17 protein-coding genes and 1 riboswitch are annotated in these 15,272 nt (G+C 71.2%); of the genes, 7 read left to right on the top strand and 10 right to left on the bottom strand.

The window, feature by feature from the left end; genetic code table 11:
- Window positions 1-48 precede the first annotated feature (48 nt).
- Entirely contained in the window at window positions 49-552 is a 504-nt protein-coding gene (locus tag Acit_RS04160; protein ID WP_248106023.1) for a chemotaxis protein CheX, read from the top strand.
- Between the two features lie 35 nt (window positions 553-587).
- On the opposite strand, the gene Acit_RS04155 is transcribed toward Acit_RS04160, so the two are convergent.
- Together Acit_RS04155 and Acit_RS04150 are read right to left on the bottom strand one after the other, a co-directional pair.
- The gene (locus tag Acit_RS04155) at window positions 588-2,087 is read right to left on the bottom strand and encodes an MFS transporter (RefSeq protein WP_248106021.1); all 1,500 of its coding nucleotides are present in this window, start codon (window positions 2,085-2,087) and stop codon (window positions 588-590) included.
- Complete coding sequence (locus tag Acit_RS04150; RefSeq protein ID WP_248106018.1) at window positions 2,084-2,965, bottom strand: FadR/GntR family transcriptional regulator; 882 nt, start codon at window positions 2,963-2,965, stop codon at window positions 2,084-2,086. Before Acit_RS04150 ends, Acit_RS04155 begins: the two co-directional genes overlap by 4 nt.
- Before the next feature lie 116 nt (window positions 2,966-3,081).
- On the opposite strand from Acit_RS04150, the gene Acit_RS04145 reads away from it, so the two are divergent.
- The 3 genes from Acit_RS04145 to Acit_RS04135 all read left to right on the top strand — a co-directional run bounded on the left by Acit_RS04145 (window position 3,082) and on the right by Acit_RS04135 (window position 5,316).
- Entirely contained in the window at window positions 3,082-3,711 is a 630-nt protein-coding gene (locus tag Acit_RS04145; RefSeq protein ID WP_248106014.1) for an HD domain-containing protein, read from the top strand.
- Between the two features lie 127 nt (window positions 3,712-3,838).
- Window positions 3,839-4,858: an NADP-dependent oxidoreductase gene (locus tag Acit_RS04140; RefSeq protein ID WP_248106013.1), complete on the top strand. Its 1,020-nt coding sequence runs from the start codon at window positions 3,839-3,841 to the stop codon at window positions 4,856-4,858.
- Between the two features lie 11 nt (window positions 4,859-4,869).
- Window positions 4,870-5,316: a thiol-disulfide oxidoreductase DCC family protein gene (locus Acit_RS04135; RefSeq protein ID WP_248106012.1), complete on the top strand. Its 447-nt coding sequence runs from the start codon at window positions 4,870-4,872 to the stop codon at window positions 5,314-5,316.
- Here Acit_RS04135 and Acit_RS04130 read toward each other — a convergent pair.
- Window positions 5,265-5,651 (bottom strand): DUF190 domain-containing protein, encoded by a 387-nt coding sequence (locus Acit_RS04130; RefSeq protein ID WP_248106010.1) that lies wholly within the window; start codon window positions 5,649-5,651, stop codon window positions 5,265-5,267. The two genes, Acit_RS04135 and Acit_RS04130, sit on opposite strands and share 52 nt — an antisense overlap.
- 93 nt (window positions 5,652-5,744) lie before the next feature.
- Window positions 5,745-5,804, top strand: a riboswitch (Fluoride riboswitch).
- Between the two features lie 28 nt (window positions 5,805-5,832).
- Between Acit_RS04130 and Acit_RS04125 the strand changes: the two genes are divergently transcribed.
- Genes Acit_RS04125 through crcB form a run of 3 tightly spaced genes read left to right on the top strand, consistent with a single transcriptional unit; the run spans window position 5,833 to window position 7,071 of the window.
- Window positions 5,833-6,348 (top strand): FluC/FEX family fluoride channel, encoded by a 516-nt coding sequence (locus Acit_RS04125; protein WP_248106001.1) that lies wholly within the window; start codon window positions 5,833-5,835, stop codon window positions 6,346-6,348.
- Window positions 6,341-6,697 (top strand): DUF190 domain-containing protein, encoded by a 357-nt coding sequence (locus Acit_RS04120; RefSeq protein WP_248106000.1) that lies wholly within the window; start codon window positions 6,341-6,343, stop codon window positions 6,695-6,697. Before Acit_RS04125 ends, Acit_RS04120 begins: the two co-directional genes overlap by 8 nt.
- Entirely contained in the window at window positions 6,694-7,071 is a 378-nt protein-coding gene (crcB, locus tag Acit_RS04115; RefSeq protein WP_248105997.1) for a fluoride efflux transporter CrcB, read from the top strand. Before Acit_RS04120 ends, crcB begins: the two co-directional genes overlap by 4 nt.
- 9 nt (window positions 7,072-7,080) lie before the next feature.
- On the opposite strand, the gene Acit_RS04110 is transcribed toward crcB, so the two are convergent.
- The 7 genes from Acit_RS04110 to Acit_RS04080 all read right to left on the bottom strand — a co-directional run bounded on the left by Acit_RS04110 (window position 7,081) and on the right by Acit_RS04080 (window position 15,213).
- Window positions 7,081-7,872, bottom strand: coding sequence for a DegV family protein (locus Acit_RS04110; protein ID WP_248105981.1), 792 nt, complete (start codon window positions 7,870-7,872; stop codon window positions 7,081-7,083).
- The gene (locus Acit_RS04105; RefSeq protein WP_248105979.1) at window positions 7,872-9,878 is read right to left on the bottom strand and encodes a proton-conducting transporter transmembrane domain-containing protein; all 2,007 of its coding nucleotides are present in this window, start codon (window positions 9,876-9,878) and stop codon (window positions 7,872-7,874) included. The genes Acit_RS04110 and Acit_RS04105 overlap by 1 nt, the downstream gene beginning before the upstream one ends.
- Window positions 9,875-10,243 (bottom strand): NADH-quinone oxidoreductase subunit B family protein, encoded by a 369-nt coding sequence (locus Acit_RS13490; RefSeq protein WP_248105977.1) that lies wholly within the window; start codon window positions 10,241-10,243, stop codon window positions 9,875-9,877. Before Acit_RS13490 ends, Acit_RS04105 begins: the two co-directional genes overlap by 4 nt.
- A gap of 407 nt (window positions 10,244-10,650) precedes the next feature.
- A complete protein-coding gene (locus Acit_RS04095) occupies window positions 10,651-12,114 on the bottom strand; it encodes a hydrogenase large subunit (RefSeq protein ID WP_248105975.1) in 1,464 nt (487 codons plus the stop codon).
- Window positions 12,111-13,571 carry a proton-conducting transporter transmembrane domain-containing protein gene (locus Acit_RS04090; RefSeq protein WP_248105974.1) on the bottom strand — a complete coding sequence of 487 codons (1,461 nt, stop codon included), beginning with the start codon at window positions 13,569-13,571 and terminating at the stop codon, window positions 12,111-12,113. Before Acit_RS04090 ends, Acit_RS04095 begins: the two co-directional genes overlap by 4 nt.
- 2 nt (window positions 13,572-13,573) lie before the next feature.
- The gene (locus tag Acit_RS04085; protein WP_248105972.1) at window positions 13,574-14,248 is read right to left on the bottom strand and encodes a hypothetical protein; all 675 of its coding nucleotides are present in this window, start codon (window positions 14,246-14,248) and stop codon (window positions 13,574-13,576) included.
- Window positions 14,249-14,256: 8 nt separating this feature from the next.
- On the bottom strand, window positions 14,257-15,213 hold the full coding sequence (locus tag Acit_RS04080; protein ID WP_248105970.1) for a respiratory chain complex I subunit 1 family protein: 957 nt from the start codon (window positions 15,211-15,213) through the stop codon (window positions 14,257-14,259).
- Window positions 15,214-15,272: the final 59 nt, after the last annotated feature.

Below are 15,272 nucleotides of genomic sequence, written 5' to 3'. Positions count from 1 at the left end.
CGACATTGGTCAGGACAACAGGACGACAAAGGCACATGGGGAGGCGAGGTGGGCGCCGAGCTGATCACCGAGGAGCTGGTGGCCGAGCATCTGGCGGCCGCCTTGGCTGCCCTGGCGCCCGAGCTCGACCGGCCAGCGGGGGAGGGGTGCGTCGGCCCCAGCGAGCCGGCCAAGGGTCCGGCTCTGACGGCCAGCGTGGCCATCAGCGGCGCGTGGAACGGCCTGGTCAGCCTCCAGGTGACCGAACCCGCCGCCCGGGCCCTCGCCCAGGCGGTCTTCGCCGTCCCCCAGGTCGGGTTCGAGGACCTCGCCGACGCCGTCGGGGAGCTGGTCAACATCGTCGGCGGCAACCTGAAGGGCCTCTTGCCGGCCCCGACGCAGCTCTCCCTCCCCACCGTGGCCACCGGCACGATCAGCGTGCCCGGTCGCCTGGCCCGTGGACAGGCCCACCTGGGCCGTGCGCTCGTCGTGGATCTCGACCTCGCCTGGCTTGAGGGTCCGCTCCGGCTCACCGTCTGGGAGGGCCCGGAGGTCTGCGGGTCACCGGGCTAGCCAGCCTGGTCCTGCACTTCCCCGGGCCTGCCGCCTCAGCGCTCCTTGGCGGCCGCGGCGCCAGCGAGGGCCTCGGCGGGGCCCTCGGCCACCGGGGCGGTGGGCCGACGGCCCACCTTGCCGATGGCCAGCGCCGAGCACAGCGCGGCCAGGGCCAGGAAGCCGACCGAGGCGTAGAAGGCGGCGTGCAGACCGGTCGTGAAGGCCGAGGCCAGGTGCCCGTGGAGCTTCGCCGTCCCCACGAAGATGGCGAAGGCCAAGCCCCGGGGAATGGAGTGGGCGGCGATGAGGATGGCCAAGGAGAACGAGAAGACCATCCCCACGTTGCCGAAGGTCCGCAGCATCCCCGAGGAGATCCCGAAGACCTGGGGCGGGGAGGCCTTCATGACCGTCGCGTTGTTCGCCGGGAAGAAGCTCGACGCGCCGACCCCATTCACCACACTGGCCAGGACCACGAGCCACAGGCCGCTGGTCAGACCCAACTGGGCATAGAGCACGAGGCCGACCGCCTGGACCGCCAGGCCGGTCGCCGCAGGAACCACGGGGTCGAAGCGGTCGGCCAGCCGACCGGCCAGCGGGGCTACCAGCCCCCCGACCACGTAGCCGGGGACCAGGAGCAGCGAAGCGTCGAGCGGGGAGAGCTGCCGGGGCCCTTGGAGGTACATGATGACCAGGAACAGCACCGCGTAGTTCGCCAGGCCCTGGAAGAGAGAGGCCAGCAGCGAGGGGCTGATGGCCGGCACGGCGAAGAGGGACAGCCGCACCATCGGCTCGGGTTGGGACCGCTCCACCAGGACGAAGACCCCGAGGAGGACCACCCCGCCCACCAGGTAGCCGACCAGGGTGGCGTCAAGCGACCGGGTGGCCAGCTCCGTGACCGCCCAGAGCACGCCGAAGAGGCCGAGCCCACCGGTCACCATGCCCACCAGGTCGATCCGGTGCCGGCGTCGTTCGCCCCGGTCGTGGAGGACCCGTAGGGCGAGCAGGACCGCGGCGGCCCCGATGGGGACGTTGATCCAGAAGATCCACCGCCAGGAGATGTAGGTGACGATCAGGCCCCCGAGCACGATGCCGAGCACGGCCCCCACGCTCCAGCCGATGGCGTTGAAGCCGTAGGCCCGGCCACGCCGCTCAGGCGGGAACAGGTCCGCGATGACCGCGCCCGAGTTGGCGCTCACCAGAGCCCCGCCGAGGCCCTGGAGGATCCGGAAGCCCACGATCGACGCCTCGTTCCACGACGCCGCGCACAGGGCCGATCCCACCACGAACACGACGAAGCCCAGCTCGTACATCCGGACCCGGCCGTACATGTCGCCGAGACGTCCCACCTGGGTGGCCAGGAGGGTGATGACCAGCAGGTAGCCGATCACCACCCAGATGACCGAGGTCAACGGCACGTGCAGGCCCCGCTCGATCTCCGGGAGGGCCAGGACCACGATGGTCGTGTCGACCGCGGTGATCAGCACGCCGGTCATCACGACCGCCAGGGCCAGGCCCACGCGGGTGGCGCCCGTGCCGGTGGTCTGCTGGCTCACGACACCGTCTCCTTCCTCCGGCCCGTCCGCTGCCCACCGGACCCGGTGGCCCGACGAGGAGTCGGCGAGGCCCCACTGGGCGCTGCCGGCGATCGGACCGGGTCCACGGCGACCGTACCGGGCGCGGGCACCGCCCCCTCCCGCAGCCAGCGCCGATAGGTGCTGGCTGCCGCCTGGAGCCAGCGGTCCATCCGTTCGGCGGCCTCTTCGACCCGGCCCTTGCGGGTGGCCTCCAGGATCCGCAGCTGGGCCCGCCGCATCCGCTCCACGTCGGCCACGTAGCGGGACCGGTGCTCGACCAGGGGCAGGTGCCGGTCGGCCAGGTGCAGGAGGACCTCCACGAACAAGCCCAGCACCGGATCGCCGGTCAGGTCGGCGACCAGGCCTTCGAGGTCGTGGGCGTGGTCGAAGAGCGCCACGCCCTCGAGGCCGCTTAGCTGCCTGGCCAGGTCGGCGAGCCGCTCCCGACCGGCCGGGTCGGCCCGCTCGGCCACCCGCTCCACGCACCGCCGGCCCAGGAGGGCCCGGGCGGCGAAGAGCTGGCTGACCCGCACCCCCCGGAAGTCCAGCGAGATGGCCGCAGCGTCGGCCACCGCCGAGGCGTCCGGGGCGGTGACCCGGAGGCCCCCGCCCGCGCCCCGCCGGGACTCGGCCACCATGTGGTGCTCGAGCAGCCGCACGGCTTCCCGGAACACTGGCCGGCTCACCCCGTAGCGCCGCAGCAGCTCCGGCTCGGTGCCGAGCAGCGCCCCCACCGGCCAGCCCCGCTGGGCGATCTCGGCCTCGATCTGCCGGGCCAGCAGCTCGGCCGCCTTCGTCGGGCGGCGGCGGGGAGCCCCAGGGGCGGGCAGCGGCGCGGGGGGGATCTGGGCAGCCAACGGGCCCATGCTACCGACGGGGGCTGCCGCCGGCCCGGGACCTCCGCCGGGACCCAGGCCGGCATCCCGGCCCGACGCGGGCCAGAATGGGACGACGGCACGAAGGAGGGTGGGGCATGGACCAGGACACCGTGGGCTTCGAGCGGACGGCTCGACACGACGGGGCCGTCTCCACGGCGACCCGGGGACCCCGGGCCCGCTTCCGGGCCATGGAGGAGGGGACCGCCGAGGACTGGGCGGTCATCGCCCGCGAGCACGTCGCGTTCAGCGCCGAGCTCCCCGAGCGGGTCCTTGCCCATCTGGCCCAACTGGCGGGCAGCGCCGGGGGGTTCCCGGTGGACCGCCTCACCCACTGCCTGCAGACCGCGGCCCTCGCCGAGGCCGACGGTCGAAGCGACGAGTACGTGCTCTGCGCTCTGCTCCACGACATGGGGGACCTCTTGGCGCCCGACAACCACGGCGCCCTGGCCGCCGCCGTGCTTCGCCCCTACGTCGACGAGGAGCTCCACTGGATGGTCGCCCACCACACGGTCTTCCAGGGCTACTACTACTTCCACTTCCTCGGCGGCGACCGGGAGGCCCGCAAGCGCTACGAGGGCCACCCGGCCTTCGAGCTGACCGCCGAGTTCTGCGAGCGCTACGACCAGCGGGCCTTCGACCCCGACCGGCCCACGCCGCCGCTCGAGCACTTCGCCCCCCTGGTCCGCGAGCTCCTGGCTCGGCCCCGTCGGCCCATGGGCGGCTGAGCCTGCCCCGGCCTCGCAGCGACGACCGTCCCGTTCTGCGGGTCTGCTCCCGCCAGGGCGATCGGGCGCCGTCCCTTCGCCTCTAGGCTCCAGCGCCGTCGAACCCGTCGAGCAAGGGGGGCAGCCCGTGAGCATCACCCGCGAGATCCGTCTGGACCGCCGACCCGTCGGTCGCCCGGGGCAGGACTGCTTCGGCCTGGCCGAGGTCACCCTGGCGCCCCCCGGCCCGGGGGAGGTCGAGATCCGCCCGGTCCTGCTCTCGGTCGACCCCTACATGCGGGGCCGCATGGACGACCGGCCGTCCTACGTGCCCCCCTTCGCCCTCGGTGCCCCCATTGAGGGCTTCGGCATCGCCACCGTCGAGGCCGCCGGCCCCGACGCCGGCTTCGCCCCCGGCGACGTCGTGACCGGCATGCTCCGCTGGCGCGAGCTCGACGTCCTCCCCGCCCGCAGGCTCCGCCGCCTCGAGCGCCACGGGGAACCCCTCGAGGCCCACCTCGGGCCCCTCGGCATGACCGGGTTCACGGCCTACGTCGGCTTGACCGACGTCGGCGGCCTGCGACCCGGCGAGACGGTCCTGGTGACCGGAGCCGCCGGGGCCGTGGGAAGCGTGGCCGGCCAGATCGCCAAGCTCGCCGGCTGCCGGGTCGTGGGGGTCGCCGGGGGAGCCCAGAAGGTGGCCCGGCTCCGGGAGCTCGGCTTCGACCAGGCCATCGACTACCGGGCCGGGGACCTTCCCCGGGCGCTGCGCCAGGCCGCGCCCGATGGCGTGGACCTCTTCTTCGACAACGTCGGGGGCGACCAGCTTGAGGCCGCGCTCGGCCTCATGACCGTCGGTGGTCGGGTGGTGCTCTGCGGGGCGATCGCTCAGTACAACGACGAGGCCCCCCGGCCCGGTCCCCGCAACCTGGCCCTGGCCATCGGCCGGCGTCTCACCCTCCGGGGCTTCATCGTCGGCGACTACGAGGCCCGCCGACCGGCCTTCGAGGCGGCCATGCGCCGCTGGCTGGCCGAAGGGCGGGTCCAGGCCGACAGCACGATCGTGGAGGGCTTCGAGCGGCTCCCGGAGGCGTTCCTCGGCCTCTTCGAGGGCACCAACCTCGGCAAGATGCTCGTCCGCGTCGGCCCCGAGCCGGCAGGACGCTGAGGCCAGGCACCGTGCCCGAGTCGAGGGCCGGCCCTGCGCTGGTGATCTACGACGGGGACTGCGGCCTCTGCCGCGCAGCGGCCGCCTGGGTCCTCGCCCGGGCCCCCGGCTCCCTTGAGGCCGCCGCCTGGCAGGACCTCGGCTCGACCGGCCTCGCCCGCCTGGGCCTGGCCATCGGCGACGTCCGCCGGGCCGCCTACCTGGTCCTGCCCGACGGTCGGCTCCTGCGGGGCCACCTCGCCGCGGCCGGGGCCCTCCGGACTGCTCGCTGGCCCTGGGCGCTGCTTGGGCGGGCAATCGAGCTGCCCGGTGTGCGGGTCCTCGCGGCCCTCACCTACGCAGGGGTGGCCCGCTGGCGCCACCGGCTGCCCCTGCCGGCCAGCTCGGCCTGTCGAGCCACCCGAGCTCAGTGGTCACCGGACTCGTCCAACGGGTGCGACGGCGCCTCTGGCCGGTAGAGGTCGACCTCCTCGAGGGTTGCCAACACGTCGGGCTCGACTGCCACGAGCTCCTCGAGGAGGCGCCCAATGCGCTCGGCGGCGTCGACGACCTCAACGACCATGGGGAAACCGTCGTCGGCGTCGGGGAATCGGTCCGAACGCAACCTCCCCGAGCGACCCAGACCGTCGACGCCTCGCCAGACCGTTGCGCCGGCCAGACCGAGCTCTCTCGCCTGCTCCACGAGCCAGGACCACAGCGGCTCCTTGCCGACCCGGTCCTCCTCGGTGGCATAGACGACCAGCCGCCTGGCCCGTTCGCACTCTCCTCCTCGGCGCTCGACAGCCGTAGCCATGCACTCCCTCCCGCTGCCCGACGGCCCTCCCGTCGTTCGGAGGACTCAAGCCACCAAGCCTAGGTGGTCCTCGGCAGACGAGGGCCACTAAAGTGGTGCCAAGGCGATGGGGCCCGCCGGAACCGCCTTTGGGCTGATGGCTCCTGGTTCGTTCGTGATCAAGGGGTCGACCAGGGGCAGCATGGCCGTGGGGACGAACGTGGCTGAGGGTCATCTCCGGCAGGTGGCGTCGAGGACCAGCGCCGGGCGGCCCGCTCGAGCTCGGCGTAAGCGGCAGTGGGCGACGGTCGCTGTTGTCGCCCTGGGCGGTGCCCTTGGGGCACTGTTGCGGAACCTCCTCCTCCTGGCGTGGTCGACGCCGAGCGGAACCCTGCCCTGGGCGACGCTCGTGGTGAACCTCTCGGGCAGCATCGTGCTCGGGTTCCTCCTGGGCCTGCTCCTGGTCGGATTTCCCCGCGCTCGGCTGCCCCGTCTGCTGATCGGCACCGGCTTCATCGGCGCCTACACGACCTTCTCGACTTGGATGGTCGAGGAGGTCTTGCTGGTGCGGAGCCATCATCTCGGTACCGCTGCCTTGTACCTCGGGCTGAGCGTGGTCGGAGGGCTCGTCGCTGTGCTCCTCGGCCTGCTGCTCTCGAAGGCCGCCCTCGGCGTCGAACGCTGGTTGGCGGACGAACTCGAGGCGCGCCATGGTTGAGCTCGCTGCAGGCGGACTCGGCGCATGGTCGTGGGAGCCCGCCGCCCGCCTTCGCATCTGGTGCCGGGTCGACGACCACTACCGACACCACGACCTGATCAGCGAGCTGCTCCAGCGGGCCCGGGCCATGGGCCTCGCCGGAGCGACGGTCAGGCAGGCCGAGGTCGGATTCGGGACCACCGGCCTCCTGCGACACCGGCACCTCCTGCGCGACGACGCCCCGGCGGTCTTCGAGGCCGTCGATCGCCCGACCCGAATCGATCGCTTCCGCAAGGAGCTCGGCGACCTCGCAGGCTCGCTCGTGATCGTGCAACAGCCTGTCCTCGTTCTCGGGGGCAGCCTGCCGTGAGCGCCGGGCTCTGGCTTGCGGTCGCCCTCGGCGGCGCAGTCGGCGCCCCGGCGCGCTACCTGGTCGACCGGCTCCTCGCGACCCGCCGACCGGGTCGCTTTCCGGCCGGCACCCTCCTGGTGAACCTCGCCGGTTCCCTCCTTCTCGGCTTCCTCGCCGGGCTCGCCCTGGCCGGTCGCCTCCCCCCAGCGGTCGACGCCGGCGTGGGCACCGGCTTCTGCGGCGCTCTAACGACCTTCTCGACCTTCAGCTACGAGACGGTCCGCCTCGTGCAGGACGGCGACCTGCTCCTCGGGACGCTCTACGTCGGCGGCAGCCTCCTGCTCGGGCTCCTGGCCGCGGCCGCCGGGGTCGCCGTGGGCGTGGCGCTCTGACCCCCGGGCTCATCGGGGTCCCAGGACCGCGAGCACCACGCTGGCGGGGCCCAGGTGCGCTCCCACGACGGGATTGAGCCGCGCCACGAAGACTGGCCCGGATCCGATCATCGCCCGCAGGATGGTCGCGGCCTCGGTCTCCTCCCCTCGAGGACCAGGGGCGAGCGAGCAGGCCCAGCGGGATCCAGGCTGGTCCAGGAGGCGTGCCGCCTGCCGCGTCAGCTGGCGCACGCCCTGCTCCCAGCTGCGGGACTCGCCGAGCACGAAGGCCCGCCCGTGGACGAGGCCGACGAGCGGGTGCCGAGACGGACCGCCAGCGGGCAGCAGGCTGGCGTGTCCGCTCTGTTCCAGCCAGCGGGGCTGCGCGACGAGCACGTAGGTCCTGACCCGGTCGGGAACCCTGGCGGCCTCGGCGACCTCGCCGCGCCGAAGCTCCTCGAGCACCCCCAGCACGACCAGACCGGCCCCCGCTGCCATCGAGCCTGAGTCCACGACGAGCACCGCTGCCTTCTGTGCATCAACCACCTGCCGAGCCATGGCATAGGTCGCACTGAGCTTCGAGGAGACATGCACGCCGGCGGCCGGCACCGGTGACTTGTTGTAGGCATCGGCAAGGACCAGCGCCGAGGGGGGAGCCGTCACCACGGAGCGACCAGCGAGGAGGGCCTGCCAGCCGGCCGTCGCAGACACCGGGCACGACTGGCCGTCGATGGTCAGCTCACTCCGGACCGGTCGAATCGCACCGGCGCGCTCAAGCTCCGGCGGAGGGTCGACCGCAGCATCCACGACGACGACAGTCATCAATGCACCGCCACGGCTACCAGGAGCACTGCCACCAACGCGCCGAACAAGAAGAGTACATAGAGGTCCAGCCGACCGCTCTGCAAGGCCTTCGCTCCTGCCACCGCATGCCGGGCGAGGAGCCGAGCCGGGCGGTAGAGGTAGGTCTGGACCGGTTCACGTACGCTCGTGCGCACCGGGACCTCGCGCCCGTTGGGCAACCGGACCCGTTCGCGTCGAGCTCCGAGCACGTTCGCCAGCACGTGCCGCACCGCCTGGGCGTAGCCGAAGCTGCTGTAACCCTCCGTCAGGACGATCCGATCACCCGCGGAGCGCCACGGCGGGACACGTCGGATTCGGCAGCTCCTGCTCGCCGCCCAGGTCAAGCCCCCGACGACCACGGTGCCCAGAGGGAGCACGACGAAGAGCCACGACGGCGAGAGGATCGAGAAGCCGGCGTAGACCGGCTGCAGGACCGCCGGCGACCGCAGCGCGCCCTTGACGAGCCCAGCAGGGACCACCGGCACCAGGCCCAGCGCGATGCCTCGGATGAGCCACGGCGCGGCTGCCCCGAGTCCCAGCGAACTTCCCCCGAGCAGGAGAAGACCGCCGCCGCCGACGATCCCGCCATCGCTCCGCCGGGGTCGGGCTCGACCCCCGGCCACCCCTCCGAGGACGCTCAGGCCGACCAGGCGGGCGAAGGTGAACGCCGCGAGTCCGGCCGTCAGCGCGACCAAGGCGCCGGTGGTCGCCATGGCGAGCTGGGCGTCTAGCCGGTGCAACCGAAACTCCTGCATGAGGCTCTCGAGCACGAACCACTCCGAGACGAAGCCGACGGTGGGGGGGAGGCCTGCCAGGCTCAGGGAACAAACGGCCACGACGGCTGCGCTGAACGGGTGGTCGCGCCGGACGCCCCGGAGCTCGTCGAGATCGTCCGTCCCGGCATCGCTCTCCACGAACGCCGAGGCAGCGAACACGCCGCTCTTGGCCACGGCATGCGCTACCAACTGGAGGCTCGCCGCCAACAGGCCGAGCGCCTCGAGCGGCGTCGCCCCGACGGTCCGGCCGACCATGGCCGTCCCGTAGCCCACCAGGATGAGCCCGGCGTTCTCTACGGACGAGCCGGCCACAAGACGCGCCAATCGGCGCTCCACTGCTGCGAAGGTGATACCCAGGAGTCCCGTGAGACCACCGGCCAGGAGAACCGTCAGGTCCAGCCACAGCGGAGGGGGCCGTAGCAGACCGAGGAAGCGCCACAGGCCGTAGTAGCCGATGTTCGCGGCGAGCCCCGCCATGGCGGCCCGAGCGGGCCCGGGAGCGGCCCGGTAACCAGGCGGCAGCCAGACCTCGAAGGGAACCAGCCCGACTTTGGCACCAAAACCCAGGACCAAGAGGAGCCAGGCCGCATCGAGGGTTCCCGAGGGGGCCAGATGAGCGAAGGCGCTGAGCGCCAGCTGGCCATGAGCCCTTCCCACCAGCAGGAAGATCCCGAGCAAGAGCGCAGCGCCCGAAGCCTTGCCGAACACTCCGACCGCCCAGCTTCCCCGGACCGTGTCCCGGCCGCGGCGACGAACGCCGCTCAGCGCGAAGAGGGCCACGGTAACGGACTCCCAGGCAAACAGAAAGGTGAACGCGTCGCCGGCTACCACCACGACCGCTACCGCCCCGAGGAGCAGCGTGAACCCGGCGCCGGTGCCGTGACCCCGGACGCGTCCCTCCGGCACCACCCAACTGGTCATCGCCGCGCTCACACAGACCCCGAGGGCACCGAGCAGGACCAAGAACGCGCCGGCCAGGCCATCCACGCGGACCAGGGTGGGTACGGCAAGGACGTCGCCCACGACCAGAGTCCGAGGCGGGCTCGCCACTGCCTGGACGCCGGCCGCTAGCTCGAACGCGGCCCCGACGGTCGCGAGCAGGTAGGGCGTCACCCGACCAGCCAGGCGCCCTGCCCCGACGACCAGGTCGATGACGGCGCCCGCTGTCCAGCAGCACAGCGCCACCAGGAGCAGCGTCGGCGCGCTCAACCGCCGTCTCCTTCCTGAAGCTGACCGATGGCCAGGAGGATGCCGTGCAGGATGCTGAACGGACTCGGCGGGGATCCCGGGACGTAGACGTCGACGGGCACGAAGCGGTCAACGCCTCCGGCGCCAAGGAACCCGCCGCTCACCGCGTCGGTGCCCACAGCGACGACGAGACGCGGCTGGGGCATGGCCTCGTAGGTCTCCCAGAGCGCGTCGACCATCCCGGGCACGCCGGATCCCGTGACCAGCAGGAGGTCGGCATGGCGGGGACTGGCGGTGAAGAAGATGCCCAGTCGCTGGACGTCATAGACCGGGTTCGTCAAGGCGAGGATCTCTTCCTCCTCCAGACCGTCCGACCCGGCGTCCACGTGCCGAACGTGGACCGACCGTCGGAACGGCCATCGTCGCCGTCCCGGGCGCCGGATCGGGCTCTGGCTGGCGCCGGCTACAGGATGCGGAGACGATGGAACGACCAGGGTGCGACGGCTCGTGCAGGCGACCTCGACGCTGGGAGCGAAGCCGACCCGTGTCGGCGCCAGCTCCACGCAGCGGCCGCAGAGAACGCAGGCTCCCTGGTCCAGCAAGATCCGGGCGCCCCTCCGTCGAATGGCCCCGCTCGGGCACGCACGGCACAGCGCCTCAGCTTCCTCCTCCGAGGCGGCCGCCGCGTCGGTCACGGCCACGGCGCCCCGGTAGCCAGGACCGTAATTGTCCGCACGGGCCGGGTACCGCGTCGTGACGATCCCGTTCCGCAGGCCTCGGGTGACCCAGCGCATCAGCCAGCAGCTCCTGCGATGCTGAGGCCGAAACTGGCCTCGATGAAGACGAAGTCGGTGAAGATGTCGCCCTTGAATGCCGCGGGGAACAGGTCGACGTTGTGGAAGGACGCCGGTCGGGGAGCGGCCCGCCGTACCCGGCCGCCTTGGACCTCGACCATGGTCAGGACTTCCCCCTGGGGCGACTCGGCCCACCCCAGCGCTGTCCCGTCCCTCGGCGACAGCGGGACCCGCCAGGGTCGGGTCGCCCACTGCCACCCCGATCCGTCGGCCAGTTCCGCCAGGACGGCGCGAAGCAACCGGAAGCTCTCGCGGACCTCCTCGACCCGCACCTGCTGTCGGGCCAGGGCGTCACCCTCGCTGGCGACCGCGGGCCTGAATCCCAGCTCCTCGTAGCACTTCGTCGGTCGATTGTGCCGCACGTCATCGCTCACACCGGAGCCTCGGGCGACCGGGCCCAACGCACCGAGCGTGACAACCTCATCGAGATGGAGAAGCCCCGTGCCTCGCAGCCGGTCCAGGAACGAGGGCGTCGTCATGAGCAGGTCGAGATCGGCCGAGAGGGCGTCCTCGAGACGCTCGAGTGTCTTCTGAACGTCGCGCGGCGACGCCATGGGCGGGCCGGTGACCCCACCGGGCACCACGACGCCCCGACCGAAACGGTGACCGCAGAGGGCGGCCCGGAGGCGGAGCACCGTCTCCCGGTGGGTGGCCAGGCGGGCTTGGGCCACCGCCTGCCCTGCGCCCTCGCAGTGCCGAACCATCGAGGAAAGGTGGGTGGCGATCCGCTCAAGTTCCGCATGCACGAGCCGCGCCAGCGCGGCTGGACGGGGCACCTCTATCCCGCTCAGCCGTTCGAGCGCCCCTGCCATGGCCAGGGCCTCGGCGATGCACGCCGTGCCCTCGACCCGCTCCGCGACCACTACTGCCTCCTCCGGGCTCCGACCCTCAAAGGCCTGCTCGATTCCCCGGCGCTTGGGCCGTACCTCGGGGAACAACCCAAGGATCTCCTCGCCCCGGGTCGAGAGCACCCACTCCACGGACTCGAACACCCCGGAGCGAACGGGCCCATAGGGAAGCGCGAACAGGCCGGGCACCGGAGCCGAACGGCGCTCCCCATCCCGCAGGGTCGGCCTCGCGAGAGGCCGTTGGGGCGGCAGGCCCTCGGGCTCGATGCCGAATCGCTCTGTGGCCAGGCGTTCGTAGCGAACCGCGGCTTCGACCAGCCGACCCACGGCCGGGTAGCGCCGACTGGTTGGTGGGAGGACGGCGACGAGCTGTCGGAGGTCGCCCCCGTCGGCGAGCACAGCTCGGAGCTCGACCTGCCCGTCGGCATCACCGAAGAAGAAGAGCCCAGCCAGGCTTCCGCTTTCCTCGACCGCCTCGGCGATCGCGTCAGCGAAGACAGCCGGCTCGACGTACTCGACCTGCTCGCCGAGCGTCCCTTCCTCCCAACCGATCATCGACCCGCTCCGAGCTGTCGCGCTGCGTGGTCCAAGAGCACGAGCAACTGTTCCGGGGGGTGCACGCCGAGGACGGCCAGACCGACCAACCCGAGGAACATGGCGCCAGCCATCCATCGACTCGGTTCGGATGCTCTGGCCGGTCGCGGCCTGGCGGCCGGGGAGAGCAAGGCCCGCCCGGTCGTCCAGAGCAGCCCGGCGAAGGCGAGCAGGACCAGGACGACCACGACCACCACGGCGGAGCCGTCGGGGTCCAGGAGGCCGCCTTCGACGATCATGAGCTCGCTGCGGAAGATGCCGAACGGTGGGAGCCCGGAGAGGCCGAGGAGAGCCAGGACCAGCATGGGGCCGCTTCGGGGCAGCAGGCTGATCGCGCCCTTGATCCGGCCGAGGTCCTTGGTCCCGAATCGTCGCAGGAGGGTGCCGGCCCCGAAGAACGACGTGCCCTTGGCAGCGGCGTGCCCAAGGACCTGGAGGAGGACGCCGGCCACTGCGACCGTCGCACCGAAGCTCATCCCGACTGCCAAGATGCCCATGTGCTCGATGCTGGAGTAGGCCAGCAGACGCTTGACGTCTCGTTGGCCGGCCACGCTCAACGCGGCGAGCAGAAGCGAGGCGAGGCCGAAGCCGAGGAGGACCGCACGGGGGAAGCCCGCTCCGACAGCGCGCTCGGTGATCTCGAAGTAGCGCAGAACAGCGTAGAAGCTGACCGCGAGGAGCGCTCCGGACAACAGCGTCGAGACCGGGGTGGGCGCCTCGCTGTGGGCGTCGGGGAGCCAGGTGTGCATCGGCACCCAACCGACCTTGGTGCCGAAGCCGACCACGGCCAGAACGTCAGCCAGCCGGACGACCTGCGGCGGAAGGCGGTGGGCGGCCCGCAGGACCTGCGTGAAGAAGAGGTCGTAGTGCGTTCCGAGGACAGCGCTCCCCGCGTAGTAGAGGACAACGGTGCCGAGCAAGGCGATCCCCAAGCCCATCGAGGCGATCAGGACGTACTTCCACGCCGCCTCTGAGGCGCGCTTGGTCCCGTCGAGAGCCACGAGCAGAGCCGAGACGACGGTCGTGACTTCGATGGCCACCCAGAGCAGGGCCAGACTGCTCATGAGTGGCGCGACAAGCATGGCCCAACAGAACAAGTGGAGACCGACGAACAGCAGCCGACCCCGCCGCCAGGTCTCGGTGGACTGGTCCTCGGCCCGCAGGTAACCGATGGTGAAGACCATGGTGAGGAAGTAGAGGAAGCTCACTGCGAGCAGGAAGACCACGGCCAAGGCGTCCACCGAGAGCCAGCCGTTGAGGGCATCGACCCGAGGGTTGCCCACCAGGATGATGGCGACCGCGAAGCTGCCCCCGCCAACCACCACGGCCAGGGCCTCCACTGCCCAGCGCGGCAGGAACACCGAGACCACGGCGGCGAGGGCCGGGGCGACGAGCAGGGCCAGCAAGGCATAGGCCACGGTCAGCCTCGCAGTTCGTCCAGCGCGGACGTCGACAGGGTTCCGGTGCGACGGTGGTGGACTCGCATGAGGACCCCGAAGACGACGACAGCGACCAGCAGATCGAAGAAGAACGCGACCTCGACGATCAGGGGGAGGCCGGCTGCCACGACCAGGCTCGCCACCGAGATCGCGTTCTCGAGGGCGAAGAAGCCGACGGCTTGCGAGACCACGTCGGCCCGCAAGACGACGAGCAGGAAGGCCACCAGGACGGCCGATGCCGACAGCCCGAACGATGCCGTCGGCAGCGTTCGAGAATGAACGTGGACAGCCCCGACGACGAACAGGCCGATGCCTGCGGCCACAAGACCCAGCAGGACCATGGTGGCAACACCCAGTCGGTGGCTCGGAACGAGATCGACAACGGCCTCGGAGATCAGGCGCAGCACGATCAGTGGGATGACGACGACCTTGAGGACCAAGGAAAGGCCGACGATGGCGAAGAGGTCGGGTATGTGGCGAGCAATCGCGACGTCGGCGGCCAGGCCGCTCACCAGGAGGGACTGCACGGCGTAGATGCGGACCTGGGAGCGCGAGAGGGGAGCTCGGAGCATGGCGAACTCGCAAAGCAGCACCGCAACCGTCAACGCAACGGAGAACGACTGGAACGAGCCGACTCCCGACTCGGCCGCCAGCACCCCCGGGCTCATCCGAGACCTGCCAGATCGACCATGACAGCGAGCACCGCGAGGAGGAATACCGCAGCCATGAACTCCGTCAGCTTGAAGAGCCGGAGCTTCGAGAAGCTGTTGTCGATGAGCGTGAAGACCGTGCCCACTGCCAGGGCCTTGCCGATCAGGGCAACCACCGCGAGCCCGATCGCCCCTGGCGACCTGCTCCCCGCCAAGCCCCAGGGTGCGGTGAAGACGTCGATGAGGATGACGTAGAGCACGAACTGCTTCACCATCGAGCCGAAGCGCACCAGGGCCAGTAAGGGTCCAGACCACTCCATGGTGCGAGCCTCGTCGATCATGCCCAGCTCCAGGGTGCTCGCATGGGTCTCGACCGGAATCCGTCCTGTGTCGTTCAAGACGACGAGAAAGAAGGCCACCATGACGAGGACATGAGCAGGACTGAGGGCCTGGGCGAGGCTGGCCCGGACGGCGTCTCCTTCGGCGTAGGGGAGATCGGTACCGGTCGTCAGGGCAACGGTGAAGGTGACGAAGAGGATCGCGGGCTCGATCAAGGCACCGAAGGTCATAGCCCGACTCGAACCCAGCTGCGGGTAGGGGCTGCCGGTTTCGGCCGACCCCAGTGCCAGGGCGAAGCCGCCGAGGGAGAGGACGAAGCCGCCGGCAAGGATGTCTCCCATGATGCCAAGGGGCAACGGATAGCTCGTCAGGACGGGGATCAGGATCGGAACGGTGAGGAAGCACGCAACGGCCAAGGCTGGGGCGACCAGGAAGACCCAGCTGGCGGGCTCCGGTACAAGGATTTCCTTGCGGAGCAGCTTCACGAGGTCGTAATAGGGCTGGAGAACGCGGGGACCACGACGGCCCTGGCCCAGGGCTTCGATCTTCGCCAGGACACCGCTCACGAACGGCGCGAACACCGCTACCGTGAGGACCTGGGCTGCCTGGATCACCACCGGGCTCAGCGCCACTGGCTCCCGACCCCTCCTCCACACGACCGACGTCTGGAGTAGAGGCCATCAGCCCGGTT

Source organism: Aciditerrimonas ferrireducens (assembly GCF_023130475.1).
GTDB lineage: Bacteria > Actinomycetota > Acidimicrobiia > Acidimicrobiales > UBA8190 > Aciditerrimonas > Aciditerrimonas ferrireducens.
This window is presented reverse-complemented; position numbering and strand designations above follow the sequence as displayed.

Coding starts and splice junctions, on each gene's coding strand:
- Acit_RS04145 (WP_248106014.1), top strand. CDS start 3,082: ATGGACCAGGACACCGTGGGCTTCGAGCGGACGGCTCGACACGACGGG.
- Acit_RS04130 (WP_248106010.1), bottom strand. CDS start 5,651: ATGGCTACGGCTGTCGAGCGCCGAGGAGGAGAGTGCGAACGGGCCAGG.
- Acit_RS04125 (WP_248106001.1), top strand. CDS start 5,833: ATGGCCGTGGGGACGAACGTGGCTGAGGGTCATCTCCGGCAGGTGGCG.
- Acit_RS04120 (WP_248106000.1), top strand. CDS start 6,341: ATGGTTGAGCTCGCTGCAGGCGGACTCGGCGCATGGTCGTGGGAGCCC.
- Acit_RS04110 (WP_248105981.1), bottom strand. CDS start 7,872: ATGACTGTCGTCGTCGTGGATGCTGCGGTCGACCCTCCGCCGGAGCTT.
- Acit_RS04095 (WP_248105975.1), bottom strand. CDS start 12,114: ATGATCGGTTGGGAGGAAGGGACGCTCGGCGAGCAGGTCGAGTACGTC.